At 67.6% G+C, this 12,602-nt stretch carries 12 protein-coding genes; 8 read left to right on the top strand and 4 right to left on the bottom strand.

Annotated elements, in window-relative coordinates; translation table 11 throughout:
* Positions 1-70 precede the first annotated feature (70 nt).
* From C8N44_RS19230 to C8N44_RS19255, 6 genes are all read left to right on the top strand, one after another.
* Positions 71-1,210 (top strand): acyl-CoA dehydrogenase family protein, encoded by a 1,140-nt coding sequence (locus C8N44_RS19230; protein WP_107978388.1) that lies wholly within the window; start codon positions 71-73, stop codon positions 1,208-1,210.
* A gap of 340 nt (positions 1,211-1,550) precedes the next feature.
* A complete protein-coding gene (locus C8N44_RS19235; protein ID WP_107978389.1) occupies positions 1,551-2,189 on the top strand; it encodes a glutathione S-transferase family protein in 639 nt (212 codons plus the stop codon).
* Positions 2,190-2,203: 14 nt separating this feature from the next.
* The gene (locus C8N44_RS19240) at positions 2,204-3,415 is read left to right on the top strand and encodes an acetyl-CoA C-acetyltransferase (protein WP_107978419.1); all 1,212 of its coding nucleotides are present in this window, start codon (positions 2,204-2,206) and stop codon (positions 3,413-3,415) included.
* Between the two features lie 82 nt (positions 3,416-3,497).
* Positions 3,498-4,418 carry a nuclear transport factor 2 family protein gene (locus C8N44_RS19245; RefSeq protein WP_107978390.1) on the top strand — a complete coding sequence of 307 codons (921 nt, stop codon included), beginning with the start codon at positions 3,498-3,500 and terminating at the stop codon, positions 4,416-4,418.
* A 90-nt stretch (positions 4,419-4,508) separates the two neighbouring features.
* Positions 4,509-6,707 (top strand): 3-hydroxyacyl-CoA dehydrogenase NAD-binding domain-containing protein, encoded by a 2,199-nt coding sequence (locus C8N44_RS19250; protein ID WP_107978391.1) that lies wholly within the window; start codon positions 4,509-4,511, stop codon positions 6,705-6,707.
* Between the two features lie 394 nt (positions 6,708-7,101).
* Positions 7,102-7,401, top strand: a complete 300-nt coding sequence (locus C8N44_RS19255) for an SH3 domain-containing protein (RefSeq protein WP_107978392.1) — start codon at positions 7,102-7,104, stop codon at positions 7,399-7,401.
* A gap of 1 nt (position 7,402) precedes the next feature.
* Here C8N44_RS19255 and C8N44_RS19260 read toward each other — a convergent pair whose 3' ends face one another.
* The 3 genes from C8N44_RS19260 to C8N44_RS19270 form a co-directional block, all read right to left on the bottom strand.
* Positions 7,403-7,594 (bottom strand): hypothetical protein, encoded by a 192-nt coding sequence (locus tag C8N44_RS19260; RefSeq protein ID WP_107978393.1) that lies wholly within the window; start codon positions 7,592-7,594, stop codon positions 7,403-7,405.
* A 253-nt stretch (positions 7,595-7,847) separates the two neighbouring features.
* Positions 7,848-8,975 (bottom strand): DcaP family trimeric outer membrane transporter, encoded by a 1,128-nt coding sequence (locus C8N44_RS19265; RefSeq protein WP_107978394.1) that lies wholly within the window; start codon positions 8,973-8,975, stop codon positions 7,848-7,850.
* A 210-nt stretch (positions 8,976-9,185) separates the two neighbouring features.
* Positions 9,186-9,380: a hypothetical protein gene (locus C8N44_RS19270; RefSeq protein ID WP_107978395.1), complete on the bottom strand. Its 195-nt coding sequence runs from the start codon at positions 9,378-9,380 to the stop codon at positions 9,186-9,188.
* A 479-nt stretch (positions 9,381-9,859) separates the two neighbouring features.
* Between C8N44_RS19270 and C8N44_RS19275 the strand changes: the two genes are divergently transcribed.
* Complete coding sequence (locus tag C8N44_RS19275) at positions 9,860-10,210, top strand: hypothetical protein (RefSeq protein ID WP_244641131.1); 351 nt, start codon at positions 9,860-9,862, stop codon at positions 10,208-10,210.
* A gap of 5 nt (positions 10,211-10,215) precedes the next feature.
* On the opposite strand, the gene hisD is transcribed toward C8N44_RS19275, so the two are convergent.
* Positions 10,216-11,505, bottom strand: coding sequence for a histidinol dehydrogenase (hisD, locus tag C8N44_RS19280; RefSeq protein ID WP_107978396.1), 1,290 nt, complete (start codon positions 11,503-11,505; stop codon positions 10,216-10,218).
* 59 nt (positions 11,506-11,564) lie between these two features.
* Here hisD and C8N44_RS19285 point away from each other — a divergent pair, with 59 nt between their 5' ends.
* The gene (locus C8N44_RS19285) at positions 11,565-12,527 is read left to right on the top strand and encodes a LysR family transcriptional regulator (protein ID WP_107978397.1); all 963 of its coding nucleotides are present in this window, start codon (positions 11,565-11,567) and stop codon (positions 12,525-12,527) included.
* Positions 12,528-12,602: the final 75 nt, after the last annotated feature.

Here is a 12,602-nt window from a genome sequence, read left to right on the forward strand (position 1 = left end):
GCCCGGAAGCAGAACGATCAGCATCGTCCGTCGCATGCGCGACGGGCGGGCACTTCGGAGGGAGGACCGGATGCCGCGCGACTGGAGGACCGACGAGCACGAGATGCTCGCCGAAATGACAGCCAAGTTCATCGAGACCGAATGGACGCCGCTCTTCGACAAGTGGCGCCGGCAGGGCATGATGGACCGCGAGACCTGGCAGCAGGCGGGCGCGCTCGGCCTGCTCTGCCCCTCGATCCCCGAGGAATACGGCGGCGCCGGCGGCGACTTCGGCCACGAGGCGGTGATCCTCGCGGAAGGCTCCCGCGCCAACCTCGCCTCCTGGGGCCACGGCATCCACTCCGGCATCGTCGCCCACTACATCCTCGCCTACGGCACCGAGGACCAGAAAGCCCGCTGGCTGCCCAAGATGGTCAGCGGAGAGCTCGTGGGCGCGCTCGCCATGACCGAGCCGTCCACTGGCTCGGACGTGCAGGCCATCCGCACGCGGGCCCTGCGCGAGGGCAACGCCTACCGGCTCAGCGGCCAGAAGACCTTCATCACCAACGGCCAGCACGCCAACCTGATCGTGGTCGCCTGCAAGACCGATCCCGAAGCGGGCGCGAAGGGTATCTCGCTCGCCGTGGTTGAAACCGACGGCGCCAGCGGTTTCCAGCGCGGCCGCAACCTCGAGAAGATCGGCTGCCACGCCTCCGATACCTCCGAGCTCTTCTTCGACAATGTCGAGATCCCGCCCGAGAACATCCTCGGCCAGCAGGAAAGCCAGGGCTTCTACCAGATGATGCAGCAGCTGCCCCAGGAGCGCCTCATCATCGCCTGCGGCGCGGTGGGTGCCATGGAAGGCGCGCTCGATCGCACCCTGGCCTACTGCAAGGAACGCGAAGCCTTCGGCGGCCCGCTCACACAATTCCAGAACACCCGCTTCAAGCTGGCGGAGTGCAAGACCAAGGTGACCATCGCCCGCAGCTTCCTCGACGAATGCATCGGCGAGCTGATCGACGGCAGCCTCAGCGTCGAAAAGGCCGCCATGGCGAAGTACTGGATCACCGAGATGCAGGCCGAGGTGCTCGACGACTGCGTCCAGCTGCACGGCGGCTACGGCTTCATGCAGGAATACGTGGTCGGCGAGATGTGGACCGACGCCCGGGTGCAACGCATCTACGGCGGCACCAACGAGATCATGAAGGAACTGATTGCGAGGTCGCTCTGATGATGGCGACCGACAGCTCGATCCCGACCGGCGGACGCCTCCGGCGGGAGTATTTTCGCCAAGAAGAAACAGAGGGGCCGCGCATCGGACCCTGTGCAGGCGGGCTGCATGCCGACCCCTCTGATGCCCGCGCCGTTCGACCGGCCCGGGGCTTCTCCTTGGGCGGTCATCGGCTCTCCAGCCTGTCCCGCACCGCCGAGAAAAAGACATTAACGTTAATCCAGCGTTACTTCCGCGCGGCTTCTTCTTGGTCAAAATACTCCGGGGGGAGTCGCGGCAGCGACGGGGGGCAGCGCCCCCCTACCCCGTCCACGCCCAAAGCCACCGGAGACACAGCGCGATGACCATGAAACTTTACTGCTTCGGCGAGTCCGGCAACGCCTACAAGGCCGCCCTGCCGCTCGAGCTTTCGGGCCTCGACTGGGAGCCGGTCAAGGTCGACTTCTTCGGCGGCGAGACCCGCTCCGAGGCCTACCGCGAAAGCATCAACCCCATGGGCGAGGCGCCGGTGCTGGTGGACGGAGACGAGCGCATCACGCAGTCCGGCGTGATCCAGACCTATATCACCGAGAAGTCGGGCAAGTTCGGCGGCGAGACCCCGCGCGAGGCGCGCGAGGTGCTGCGCTGGGTCTTCTGGGACAACCACAAGCTCAGCAGCCAGGCGGGCGCGGCGCGCTTCATGCTGAACTTCCTGCCCGCCGACAAGCGCCCCGAGGCCGTCACCGACTGGCTCCAGGGCCGGCTCAACGCCGCCTACGCCGTGCTCAACGCCCACCTGCAGGGCCGCGACTGGGTGGTGGGCGATGGCCCCACCAACGCCGACTTCTCCTGCTGCGGCTATCTCTTCTACCCCGAGCCCTTCGGCTTCGCGCGCTCGGACTGGCCCGAGATCGACCGCTGGCTTCGCAACATCCAGTCGCTCGACGGCTGGAAACACCCCTACGACCTGATGCCCGGCTCCCCCGCGGACCGGGCGTGACCTGGAGGCAGACCATGCAAGACGCTTACATCTACGACGCCGTTCGCAGCCCCCGCGGCAAGGGCCGCAAGGACGGCAGCCTGCACGAGGTGACCTCGCTGCGGCTTTCCGCGCAGGTGCTCAACGCCGTGAAGGACCGCAGCGGGCTCGAAGGCGCCGCGGTCGAGGACGTGATCTGGGGCAACGTCACCCAGGTGGCCGAACAGGGCGGCTGCCTCGCCCGTTCCGCCGTGCTGGCCTCGGACCTCGACGAGGGCATCCCCGGCCTCTCCATCAACCGCTTCTGCGCGTCGGGACTCGAGGCGGTGAACCTCGCGGCCAACCAGGTCAAGGCCGGCGCAGGCCACGGCTACATCGCCGGCGGGGTCGAGATGATGGGCCGCGTGGCCATGGGCAGCGACGGCGCCGCCATCGCCGTGGACCCCAGCCTCGCCATGGAATCCTACTTCGTCCCGCAGGGCATCTCGGCCGACATCATCGCGACCGAGTACGGCTTCTCGCGCGATGACGCCGACGCCTTTGCCGTGGAAAGCCAGAAGCGCGCCGCCAAGGCTTGGGAGGAGGGCCGCTTCGCCAAGTCGGTCATCGAGGTGAAGGATCAGAACGGCCTGCCGATCCTCGACCACGACGAATACATGCGCCCCGGCACCGACATGCAGTCGCTCGGCAGCCTCAAGCCCTCGTTCAAGGAAATGGGCGAGGTCATGCCCGGCTTCGACCAGATCGCGATGATGAAGTACCCGCACCTCGAGCGGATCAACCACATCCACCACGCCGGCAACAGCTCGGGCATCGTGGACGGCGCGGCGGCGCTGCTGATCGGCGACAAGGAATTCGGCGAAAAGCACGGGCTCAAGCCCCGCGCCCGCATCCGCGCCAACGCCAAGATCGGCACCGATCCCACCATCATGCTCACCGGTCCCGTGCCGGTCACGGAAAAGATCCTGCGCGAAAACGGCATGTCCATCAGCGACATCGACCTCTTCGAGGTGAACGAGGCATTTTCCTCGGTCGTGCTGCGCTTCATGCAGGCCTTCGATGTGGATCATGCCAAGCTCAACGTGAACGGCGGCGCCATCGCCATGGGCCACCCGCTGGGCGCCACCGGCGCGATCATCCTCGGCACCCTGCTGGACGAGCTCGAACGCTCGGACAAGGAGGTGGGCCTCGCCACGCTCTGCATCGCCTCGGGCATGGGCGCTGCCACGGTGATCGAAAGGGTCTGATGACCATGCGCCGAGCGCAAGCAGAGGCAATCTTGATGCCGGGGCGGGCCGGTCCCTGCCCCGCAGTACGGAGCGCCGCGCGATGAGCGGGCACACCGGCACCCCGGCGCAGGGGAAGGGCGCACCTGCTGCCGGCCGGCGCGATGCCGTCGCCGCGGTCCGTGCCCAGTACCAGGCCGTGCTGGACGACATGAGGACCGCGCTCGAGGCCGGGGACACCGCGGCCTACGCGCGTCATTTCTCACTTCCGCTGGTGACCTCGAACATGGACGGCTCCGTGCGGACCGAAACCGCCGAGGAACTCAGCGAGGTCGTGGCAGACTACCTCGACATCTACGCCCGGCGGGGCATCGCGCGGGTCGAACAGCGTTGCGAAGCCGCGCGCATCGACCCGTCGGGCTGCCTCGAGGGCTACCACCTCACCCGCTTCTTCGGCGAGGGCGCCAACGGCACCGAGGTGGCACACAGCCGCTTCGTCATGACCCGCGAGGATGATGCCTGGAAGGTGATCCGCCTCGAGACCGGTCTTGAACGCAGCATGTGGCCGATGCGGCCGGACCGCTTCGAGCCGATCCCGGGCCGCGACCTAACGGACGACCAGTTCACCGCCTACTCGATCGTTCAGGCGATGCTCAACATTACCACGCTGCACGTGCTCAACGGCGATGCCGAGGGCTTTGCCCAGGGCGCGCTCTTCCCGATTTTCGTGCAGTCCCGGCAGGGCCGCTACACGATCGACGACATCGAGGCGCTTCGGAAAGACATGGCGCTCTATCGCGAGGAGTTCCAGATCCACGGGGTCGACGACGTCTATCGCCCGCTGAAAAGCGCCGAATTCGTCGGCCCAGACAAGATCACCGGGACCTACCGGACCTACATCCTCAGCCGCGGGGGGCTGGTGGTCGAACCCTACGAGAGCGCGCTGACGCTTCAGCGCTGCGAGGACGGACGGTGGCGCACGACCAGCATCATGCACGGGCTGGGGCACCTGAACTGGAGATAGATACCCCGGCGCCGGCTGGTCCGCGCGCCGGAACCGTTTCGCCCGCCCGAGGGGCGCGGCACCAACCTTGAACCTGACGGGAGACAGGACATGAGCGATTTCACGATGGAAACCGGCGCCGACGGCGTCGCGGTCATCACCTGGGACGTGGCCGGCAAGTCGATGAACGTGCTGAGCCTCGAGGGCCTGAAGACCCTCGACGCGCTGGTGGACGAGGCGCTGGCGGACGAGGCCGTGAAGGGCATCGTCATCACCAGCGCCAAGGACAGCTTCGCCGGCGGCATGGATCTCAACATCATCGCCAAGATGAAGGACGACGCGGGCGACGAACCGGCGCGCGGGCTCTTCGAGGGCATCATGCAGATGCACACCGTGCTGCGTAAGATCGAGCGCGCGGGAATGGACCCCAAGACGCTGAAAGGCGCGAAACCCGTGGCCGCCGCCCTGCCCGGCACTGCGCTCGGCATCGGGCTGGAAATCCCGCTCGCCTGCCACCGCATCTTCGCGGCCGACAACGCCAAGGCCAAGATCGGCCTGCCCGAGATCATGGTCGGCATCTTCCCGGGCGCGGGCGGCACCACGCGCCTGTCGCGCAAGCTCGGCGCCATGGGCGCCTCGCAGTACCTGCTCGAGGGCAAGCTGGTCGAACCCAAGAAGGCCAAGGGCGCGGGCATCATCGACGAGGTCGCCGAGGACCCGCTTGCCGCCGCCAAGGAGTGGGTGCTGAACGCCAAGGACGCCGACTGCGTGAAGCCCTGGGACCAGAAGGGCTGGAAGATGCCCGGCGGCGCGCCCTACCACCCCTCGGGCTTCATGACCTTCGTCGGCGCCTCGGCCATGGTCAACGGCAAGACCAAGGGCGTCTACCCCGCCGCCAAGGCGCTGCTCTCGGCGGTCTACGAAGGCGCGCTCGTGCCCTTCGACACGGCGCTGAAGATCGAGGCGCGCTGGTTCGTGAACGTGCTGATGAACCCCTCCTCCTCGGCCATGATCCGCTCGCTCTTCATCAACAAGGAAGCGCTCGAGAAGGGCGCCAACCGCCCCTCCGTTCCCGACGAGAAGGTGAAGAAGGTCGGCGTCATGGGCGCGGGCATGATGGGCGCGGGCATCACGCTTGTCTCGGCGCAGGCCGGCATCGAGGTCGTGCTCATCGACCAGAAGCAGGAGGCGGCGGACCGCGGCAAGGCCTACACCGCCGATTTCATGGACAAGGGCATCAAGCGCGGCAAGGCGACCGAGGCCAAGAAGGACGAGGTGCTCTCCCGCATCACCGCCACCACGGACTACGACGCCCTCAAGGGCTGCGACCTCATCATCGAGGCGGTATTCGAGGACCCCAAGATCAAGGCCGAGGTAACAAAGGCCGTCGACGCGGTGACCGGTGACGACTGCATCTTCGCCACCAACACCTCGACCCTGCCCATCACCGAGCTCGCCAAGGCCTCGAAGAATCCCGAGCAGTTCATCGGCATCCACTTCTTCTCGCCGGTCGAGAAGATGGCCCTGGTCGAGATCATCAAGGGCAAGCAGACCGGCGACCGGGCCGTGGCCAAGGCGCTCGACTACGTGCGCCAGATCCGCAAGACGCCCATCGTCGTCAACGACGCGCGCTTCTTCTACGCCAACCGATGCATCATCCCCTACATCAACGAAGGCATCCGCATGGTCTCCGAGGGCGTCTCGGCGCCCATGATCGAGCAGGCCGCCAAGATGGTCGGCATGCCGCTGGGGCCGCTGCAGCTCGTGGATGAAACTTCCATCGACCTCGGCGCCAAGATCGCCCGCGCCACCAAGGCCGCCATGGGCGACGCCTACCCCGACGAAGCCGTGGACGAGGTCATCTTCTGGATGGAGGGCGAAGGCCGGCTGGGCCGCAAGGCCAAGGCGGGCTTCTACGACTACGACGAGGCCGGCAAGCGGCAGGGCCTCTCGCCCGCCGTCTTCCAGCACTACCCCACCGCCGACACCCAGCCCGACCTCGCCGAGGTGCAGCACCGCCTGCTCTTCGCGCAGGTGCTCGAAGCCGTCCGCGCGCTCGAGGAAGGCGTGCTCGAGGATATCCGCGAAGGCGACGTGGGCGCCATTCTCGGCTGGGGCTTCGCCCCGTGGTCGGGCGGGCCGTTCTCCTGGCTCGACATGGTCGGCGCGCCCTGGGCCGCCGAGCAGTGCGATATCCTGACCGAGAAGTTCGGCCCCCGCTTCACCTGCCCCGCGCTCCTGCGCGAGATGGCCGAGAAGACCCAGAGCTTCTACGGCCGCTTCGGCCCCGAGGGCCAGAAGGCGGCCTGACGGTCGGCACTTGAAACGCGAAGGGGCGCGACCTGCGAGGGTCGCGCCCTTTTTGCAGGCGAGTGCGAGCCGCGCATAGCCCCCGCGCGCGGGGGCGATCCGAACCGCCGTTCCTCTCGCTTTATCTACGCACCCCCGAAAGACCTCGACACGAGGGACCCAGCCTCACCAAATCGCCGCCGCATGGGGGCGCGGTCATGCCGGAGGCATGCCTTCGGCATGACGATGCGCGGCGGGGCTGACACCCCTCGATTCCGCGCGGGGAGCTTCGCGCTCAGCCCTTGTTCCGGGCGGATCAGCGCACTGCATCGGAAGGACAACCCGCCGCTTCATCCCCCCGCCCCGACGCGCTACACTCCCCGCAACGAGGCAGGCAGAAAAACAGGAGCGGAAAATGAAACAGGCAGCCGCACTCGCACTCTCCGTCGCGACAGCCGTCACGGCACTCGCCACCCCGGCTTCGGCCGCGTGGCGCGACGTCTATGAAGTGGCCAACGTGGAAGGCGACGACCTGCTCAAGATGCGCGCCGGTCCCGGGACCGGCTACGTGGTGCTGCTGGGGCTGCCCAACGGCACGCCGCTGATCGTGCACGACTGCATGCAGACCGGCAGCACCCGCTGGTGCGACGTCTCGCTTGAACAGGCCCGCAACGTACGCGGCCATGTCTCCTGGGCCTACATGCGCAAGCGCTGACTCACTCCCCCTGACCGGCCAGCCGCTCCATGCGGTCGAACTGCGGCGCCATGGTGCACCAGCGGTCCTCGACCGCCACCCAGTGCACCTCCCGATCGGTGGCCTGCAGGATGAAGCGGCCCGGTTCGCTGGCGACCGCGCCGAGGGGCAACAGGTTGATGAAAAGCGCAAGCGCCTCCGCGCTGAGACACATGGGCCCTCTCCTTCCCCGGCCCCTGCGGGGCCGCCAGGGGAATCCTGACCGGTAAATAACCTAAGGTAAATCTGCATGCCTCCTCCTCACGCAGAGGTGTTGCGCATGCGGACCTTCCGCCAGCGGCCAGACCGCGCGACCGGTCAGGCGCTTGTCCGGCCAGTCACGGCGCCACCAGCACACCACAAGAAAAAAGGGCGCGCCGATCCCGGCACGCCCCTTCGCTCACCATCGGGCCTGTCAGCCCGCCGGATCAGAACTCGTATTTCACCGAGGCCTGCCAGCGGTTCGCGTCGAAGCTGTCGCCGTCGAACTCGCGGCGGGTGCCGTTGATGTACTCCACGCCCATCGTCACCGGCTCGACCGGCTTGTAGGTCGCGGTGATGTGCACCGTCTCCAGTTCCTCGGTGTCGTTGGCCGCACCGGCGTCGATCTCGCGGTAGCCCCAGGCGCCCGACAGCGTGATCTTGTCGGTCACCGCCTGGCTCAGCTGGATCTGCGCGGCATCGGTCTCGACCGCGTCCCCGTCGTAGATGTCGTCGGTCGGGAAGACCATGTAGCTGCCGATGCCCTCACCGTGGATGTAGTTGGCAACGACCGAGCCGCCCTGCCAGAGACCGGCCGCCCCCGAGAGCGCGATGCCGTAGCCGCTTTCGCCCTCGATCTCGCGCGACACGACGCCAAGCCGGACGGAGGTGTCATCGTTGAAGGTGTATTGCGCCGCCGCCGTCACCGCGAAGCGGTCGGACTCGCCGTTCGGGTCATCCTCGACCGAGACCGAGGCCTCGACCGCGTCCATCGGTTCGAAGGTGTAGCGCAGCTGGGTCTCGCGCGCGAAGGGAATGCCCGCGGGGCCCTGGAAATCCAGCGTCACCGGGTAGGTCGCCAGCGGCATCCAGTTGGTCCAGTTCTTACCGGCCTGTAGGCCCATGAACTCGCCGTAGGCCAGCCGCAGGCGGAACTCGCCGCCGCCGTCTCCGTAGAAGTCGCCCTCGATGGTCGCGCCCATGTCGCCCATTTCGGTGGGCAGCGTGGCGTTCAGGCCCAACCGCGTCTCGTAGGCGATGGCATCCTGCGTGCCCTCGTCCTCGGGCCCGTCCGGCAGGCCGGCCGATCCCAGCGAAAAGATCGTGTTGCCCAGATCATAGTCCTCGTCGGCAAAGAAGTCGGCCTTCGCGTAGCCGTAGAAGTCCAGCGTGGCGCCCGCGGGCGTTTGCACGGAAGTGGCGTCTCCCTGCTGCGACTCCAGTTGCGCGACACGACGCTCGAGTTGGGCGATGCGGCCCTGCGGGTTGGCCTCCTGTGCCATGGCAAGGCCGGGAAGGGTGGCTGCCAGCACGCCGCCGGCGAGCGCGGTGCGCGCTACGAGAGAGTTCTTCATGATGTGCTCCGCTCTGGGGATGATCGCTCCGTCCGTCCGCGACGCGACGGACACGCGACCTCAAGGAACCGCCGGTTCAGACAGTTCCGGGTTCCCGACGTTGCCTCAACGGAATCCGGAAAAGTGCCGTCATCCCCGTGTTACCTTTGCAACAACCCCTTGACAAGATTGCCATTATTTTCGGCAGAGCGTGAACAAGGACCCCATGGATCAGTCGGCGGACAGCGCCGCGAAGCGTTCCATCCGGTCGATCTGCGGCGCCATGGTGCACCACTTGTCCTCGTGCGCGACCCAATGCGCCTCGCGGGTCTCGGCGTGGATCACGACGCGGCCCGGCTCCGATCCGATGATCGCGGCGGGCAGCAGGTTGAGAAAGAGGGCGAAGGCCTCGGCGGAGATGCACATGGGACGGATCCTCGGCGGTTGCATGAAACCGCTGCGTCCTCCAGCACAGCGCGCCGGGACGATGATCTCCGGCGGCCCCATGATGCTGCGCTGCAGCATACCTCGCAAGCGATGCGCGCTGATATTGCTCTCGAACGTGCCAGGTTTCTGAAGGTTTGGTTAACGATTGCGCTGTCCAGGCCTGATGCCGAAGGTGGGACCGGTTTCAACCGGTCCTGCGGGCTTCAAGCCACGGGACAATCCTAACAAACGATGAATACGCTTGCTTAACCCATTGATTTCTATAAGGCGCCCAGATGTCCCGGCCCGGGACATGCGCCCACCGCCCCCCGATGACAGGCTGGTGAATGACCCACGCCGGTGATTGCGCACGGGCAGAATTTCGCGCAATATGATCCCCGAGCAGCACGTTGGCAGAGACGGGAAAACCCGCGGCTGGCGGAAAACGGCGGCGAATGCCGCGCAGAAGGACAGGTGACATGCGCAAAGCGGTGATCTTGATGACGGCCGGGCTGGCCCTTGCAGCCTGCGGCGGCGGCAACCGGGTCGATCGGTTCAACAGCGCCCCGAGGGTGCTCTACGCCAGCGGGCCGATCAAGTCGGCCTGCCAGAGCTCCGGACGCACCCAGGCCTCGAGCGCGCTCTGTGGCTGCATCCAGGCCGTGGCCGACACCACCCTCACCGGCGGCGACCAGCGCAAGGCCGTCCGATTCTTCCGCGAGCCGCACGAGGCGCAGGTCGTGAAGATGTCGAAGACCGCCTACGACGACGAGTTCTGGGACCGCTACGAAGATTTCGCCAACCGCGCCGAGCGCAGCTGCCGCGCCTGAGCGGCTCAGCCCGCAGCGACCCGTTTCGTCTTGGGTAGCCGCTCCTCCGCGGTCAGCGCGTGCCCGACCATGCCCTCGGCCCGGCTGATCGCCGCCGTGGCGCGTGCCAGCTCGGGCAGCGCCTCGGGATCGACCCGCTGCCAGGTCACCGTCTTCAGGAACTTGTGGACCGAGAGCCCGCCGGTATAGCGCGCCGCCCCGCCCGTGGGCAGCACGTGGTTCGTCCCCGACGCCTTGTCCCCGAAGGCGGTCGTGGCGTCATGGCCAAGGAATAGCGACCCGTAGGCCGTCAGGTTCTCCAGCCACCAGTCGGTGTCCTCGGCCATGACCTGCAGGTGCTCGGGCGCGTAGGCATCGGCAGTCTTCGCCATCTCCTGACGGTCCCGACACAGCAGCACCTCACCGCAGCCCTCCCACGCCGCCTCGGCCGCGCGGCGGTTCTCGTCCGGCAGCCGGGCGAAGGTTGCGGGCATGCGAAGCAGGACCTCGCGGGCGAGCGGCTCGTGATCGGTCAGCAGCCAGACCGGAGAGGTCGCGCCGTGCTCGGCCTGCCCGACCAGATCTAGTGCCACGCGGTCAGGATCGGCGCTCGCATCCGCGCAGATGAGCAGGTCCGTCGGCCCCGCCACCATGTCGATCCCGATCGGCCCGTAGAGTTGCCGCTTTGCCTCGGCCACGTAGGCGTTGCCCGGCCCGGCCAGCACGTCGGCGGGCGGCTGACCGAACAGTCCGAAGGCCAGCGCCCCGACGCCCTGCACGCCGCCGAGGCACAGGATGTCATCCGCCCCCGCCAGATCCATCGCGTAGAGCACCTCGGGCGCGATCCCCGCCCCGCCGCGCGGCGGCGCGCAGGCCGTGACATGCGTCACGCCCGCCGCCCGGGCGGTGGCGATGGTCATCAGCGCCGAGGCGATATGGGCGTAGCGCCCGCCCGGCACGTAGCAGCCCGCCGAATGCACCGGGATCTGCCGCTGTCCGGCGACCAGCCCGGGCCGAAGCTCCACCTGCATGTCCGCGGCACTGGCGCGCTGCGCCTCGGCAAAGCGGCGAATATTGTCGTGCGCATAGGCGATGGCCGCGCGCAGCCCCTCGGGCAGCGCCCGCGCCGCGGCGGCGCGGCGGCGCGGCGGCACCACGATCTCGCCCTGCCACCCGTCCAGCCGCATCGCATAATCGCGCGCGGCCTCGGCCCCGCCGGACCTGAGCCGCGCCAGCATGATGCGCACGGTATCCTCGATATCCACGCGCGCTTCGGGGGGGAGGGGGCGAGAGGCTTTGAGAACGGTCGGGGCCATTGAAGAAAATTCCTGTTCGGGGCAGTGATGGTTTAAGTTCTGCTTAATCGGAGGGGAACATGCTGACGAAGGGGCTGACACTGCGCGGGCTCGAGGTGTTCGAGGCGCTCGCCGCCACCGGATCGGTCGCGGCGGCAGCGGCTCAGACCGGGCTGAGCCAGCCGGCGGTCAGCCAGCAGATGCGCAACCTCGAAACCGCGCTCGGCACCGACCTTGTCGACCACGGGCGCAGGCCGATGATGCTGACCCCGGCGGGTCGCAGTTTCCTGGCCCGGACCCAGAGCATCCTGCAGCAGCTGCGCCTCGCGCAGAACGAGGTCACCGTGATGGACCTCAGCCACCTGTCCGCGCTCTCGATGGGCGTGATCGACGACTTCGACAACGACCTGACGCCCCGGCTGGTGACCATCCTGGCCGAGAACATGACCGGATGCCGGTTCAAGCTGATCACCGCCCCCAGCCACGAGATTTCCGAGGAGATGCGCGCGCGCCGTCTGCATCTGGCCATCGCCGCCTCGGGCGGCGAGGCGGTGAACGGCATCGTGGAACACCCGCTCGTCCGCGATCCCTTCATCTTCGTCTGCCCCGCAGGCGCGGTCAGCGGCGGGGCGGTCAGGGACGTCATGGGCAAGCTGCCGTTCCTGCGCCACGACCGCGCGCAGCTCATCGGCCGGCAGGTCGAGGCGCAGCTTGCCCGCAACATGATGACCTTCGGCGAACGTTTCGAGATCGGGCCGCACCTGTCGCTCATGGCGCTCGTCGCGCGCGGCGTCGGCTGGACCATCACGACCCCGCTCGGCTACATGCGCGCCGCCCGCTATCACGAGGAAATGGAAGTCCATCCCCTACCCTTCGCGCCTTTCGCACGCACCATATCGCTCTTTGCCGGGACCGACTGGGCCGACCGCGTGCCGCGCGACGTGGCCCAGACCATGCGGATGCTCGTGGCCGAGATGGTCATCGCGCCGGCGCTGACCCGCATCCCCTGGCTCGAAGGGGAACTGAAGGTTCTCGGGGGCTGAAAGGCCGTTGTCGCGCATTGTCGGATCTCCGGTGTTCCGGGTCACCTTGGTGGGCAACAGGACATGCGCAAGGGA

The organism is Allosediminivita pacifica, assembly GCF_003054175.1.
Lineage (GTDB): Bacteria > Pseudomonadota > Alphaproteobacteria > Rhodobacterales > Rhodobacteraceae > Allosediminivita > Allosediminivita pacifica.

Bases quoted from the DNA above. Each gene is read 5' to 3' on its own strand.
- hisD (WP_107978396.1), bottom strand. From the start codon at position 11,505: ATGGCCCCGACCGTTCTCAAAGCCTCTCGCCCCCTCCCCCCCGAAGCG.
- C8N44_RS19255 (WP_107978392.1), top strand. From the start codon at position 7,102: ATGAAACAGGCAGCCGCACTCGCACTCTCCGTCGCGACAGCCGTCACG.
- C8N44_RS19250 (WP_107978391.1), top strand. From the start codon at position 4,509: ATGAGCGATTTCACGATGGAAACCGGCGCCGACGGCGTCGCGGTCATC.
- C8N44_RS19245 (WP_107978390.1), top strand. From the start codon at position 3,498: ATGAGCGGGCACACCGGCACCCCGGCGCAGGGGAAGGGCGCACCTGCT.
- C8N44_RS19275 (WP_244641131.1), top strand. From the start codon at position 9,860: ATGCGCAAAGCGGTGATCTTGATGACGGCCGGGCTGGCCCTTGCAGCC.
- C8N44_RS19270 (WP_107978395.1), bottom strand. From the start codon at position 9,380: ATGTGCATCTCCGCCGAGGCCTTCGCCCTCTTTCTCAACCTGCTGCCC.
- C8N44_RS19260 (WP_107978393.1), bottom strand. From the start codon at position 7,594: ATGTGTCTCAGCGCGGAGGCGCTTGCGCTTTTCATCAACCTGTTGCCC.
- C8N44_RS19230 (WP_107978388.1), top strand. From the start codon at position 71: ATGCCGCGCGACTGGAGGACCGACGAGCACGAGATGCTCGCCGAAATG.
- C8N44_RS19285 (WP_107978397.1), top strand. From the start codon at position 11,565: ATGCTGACGAAGGGGCTGACACTGCGCGGGCTCGAGGTGTTCGAGGCG.
- C8N44_RS19240 (WP_107978419.1), top strand. From the start codon at position 2,204: ATGCAAGACGCTTACATCTACGACGCCGTTCGCAGCCCCCGCGGCAAG.
- C8N44_RS19265 (WP_107978394.1), bottom strand. From the start codon at position 8,975: ATGAAGAACTCTCTCGTAGCGCGCACCGCGCTCGCCGGCGGCGTGCTG.
- C8N44_RS19235 (WP_107978389.1), top strand. From the start codon at position 1,551: ATGACCATGAAACTTTACTGCTTCGGCGAGTCCGGCAACGCCTACAAG.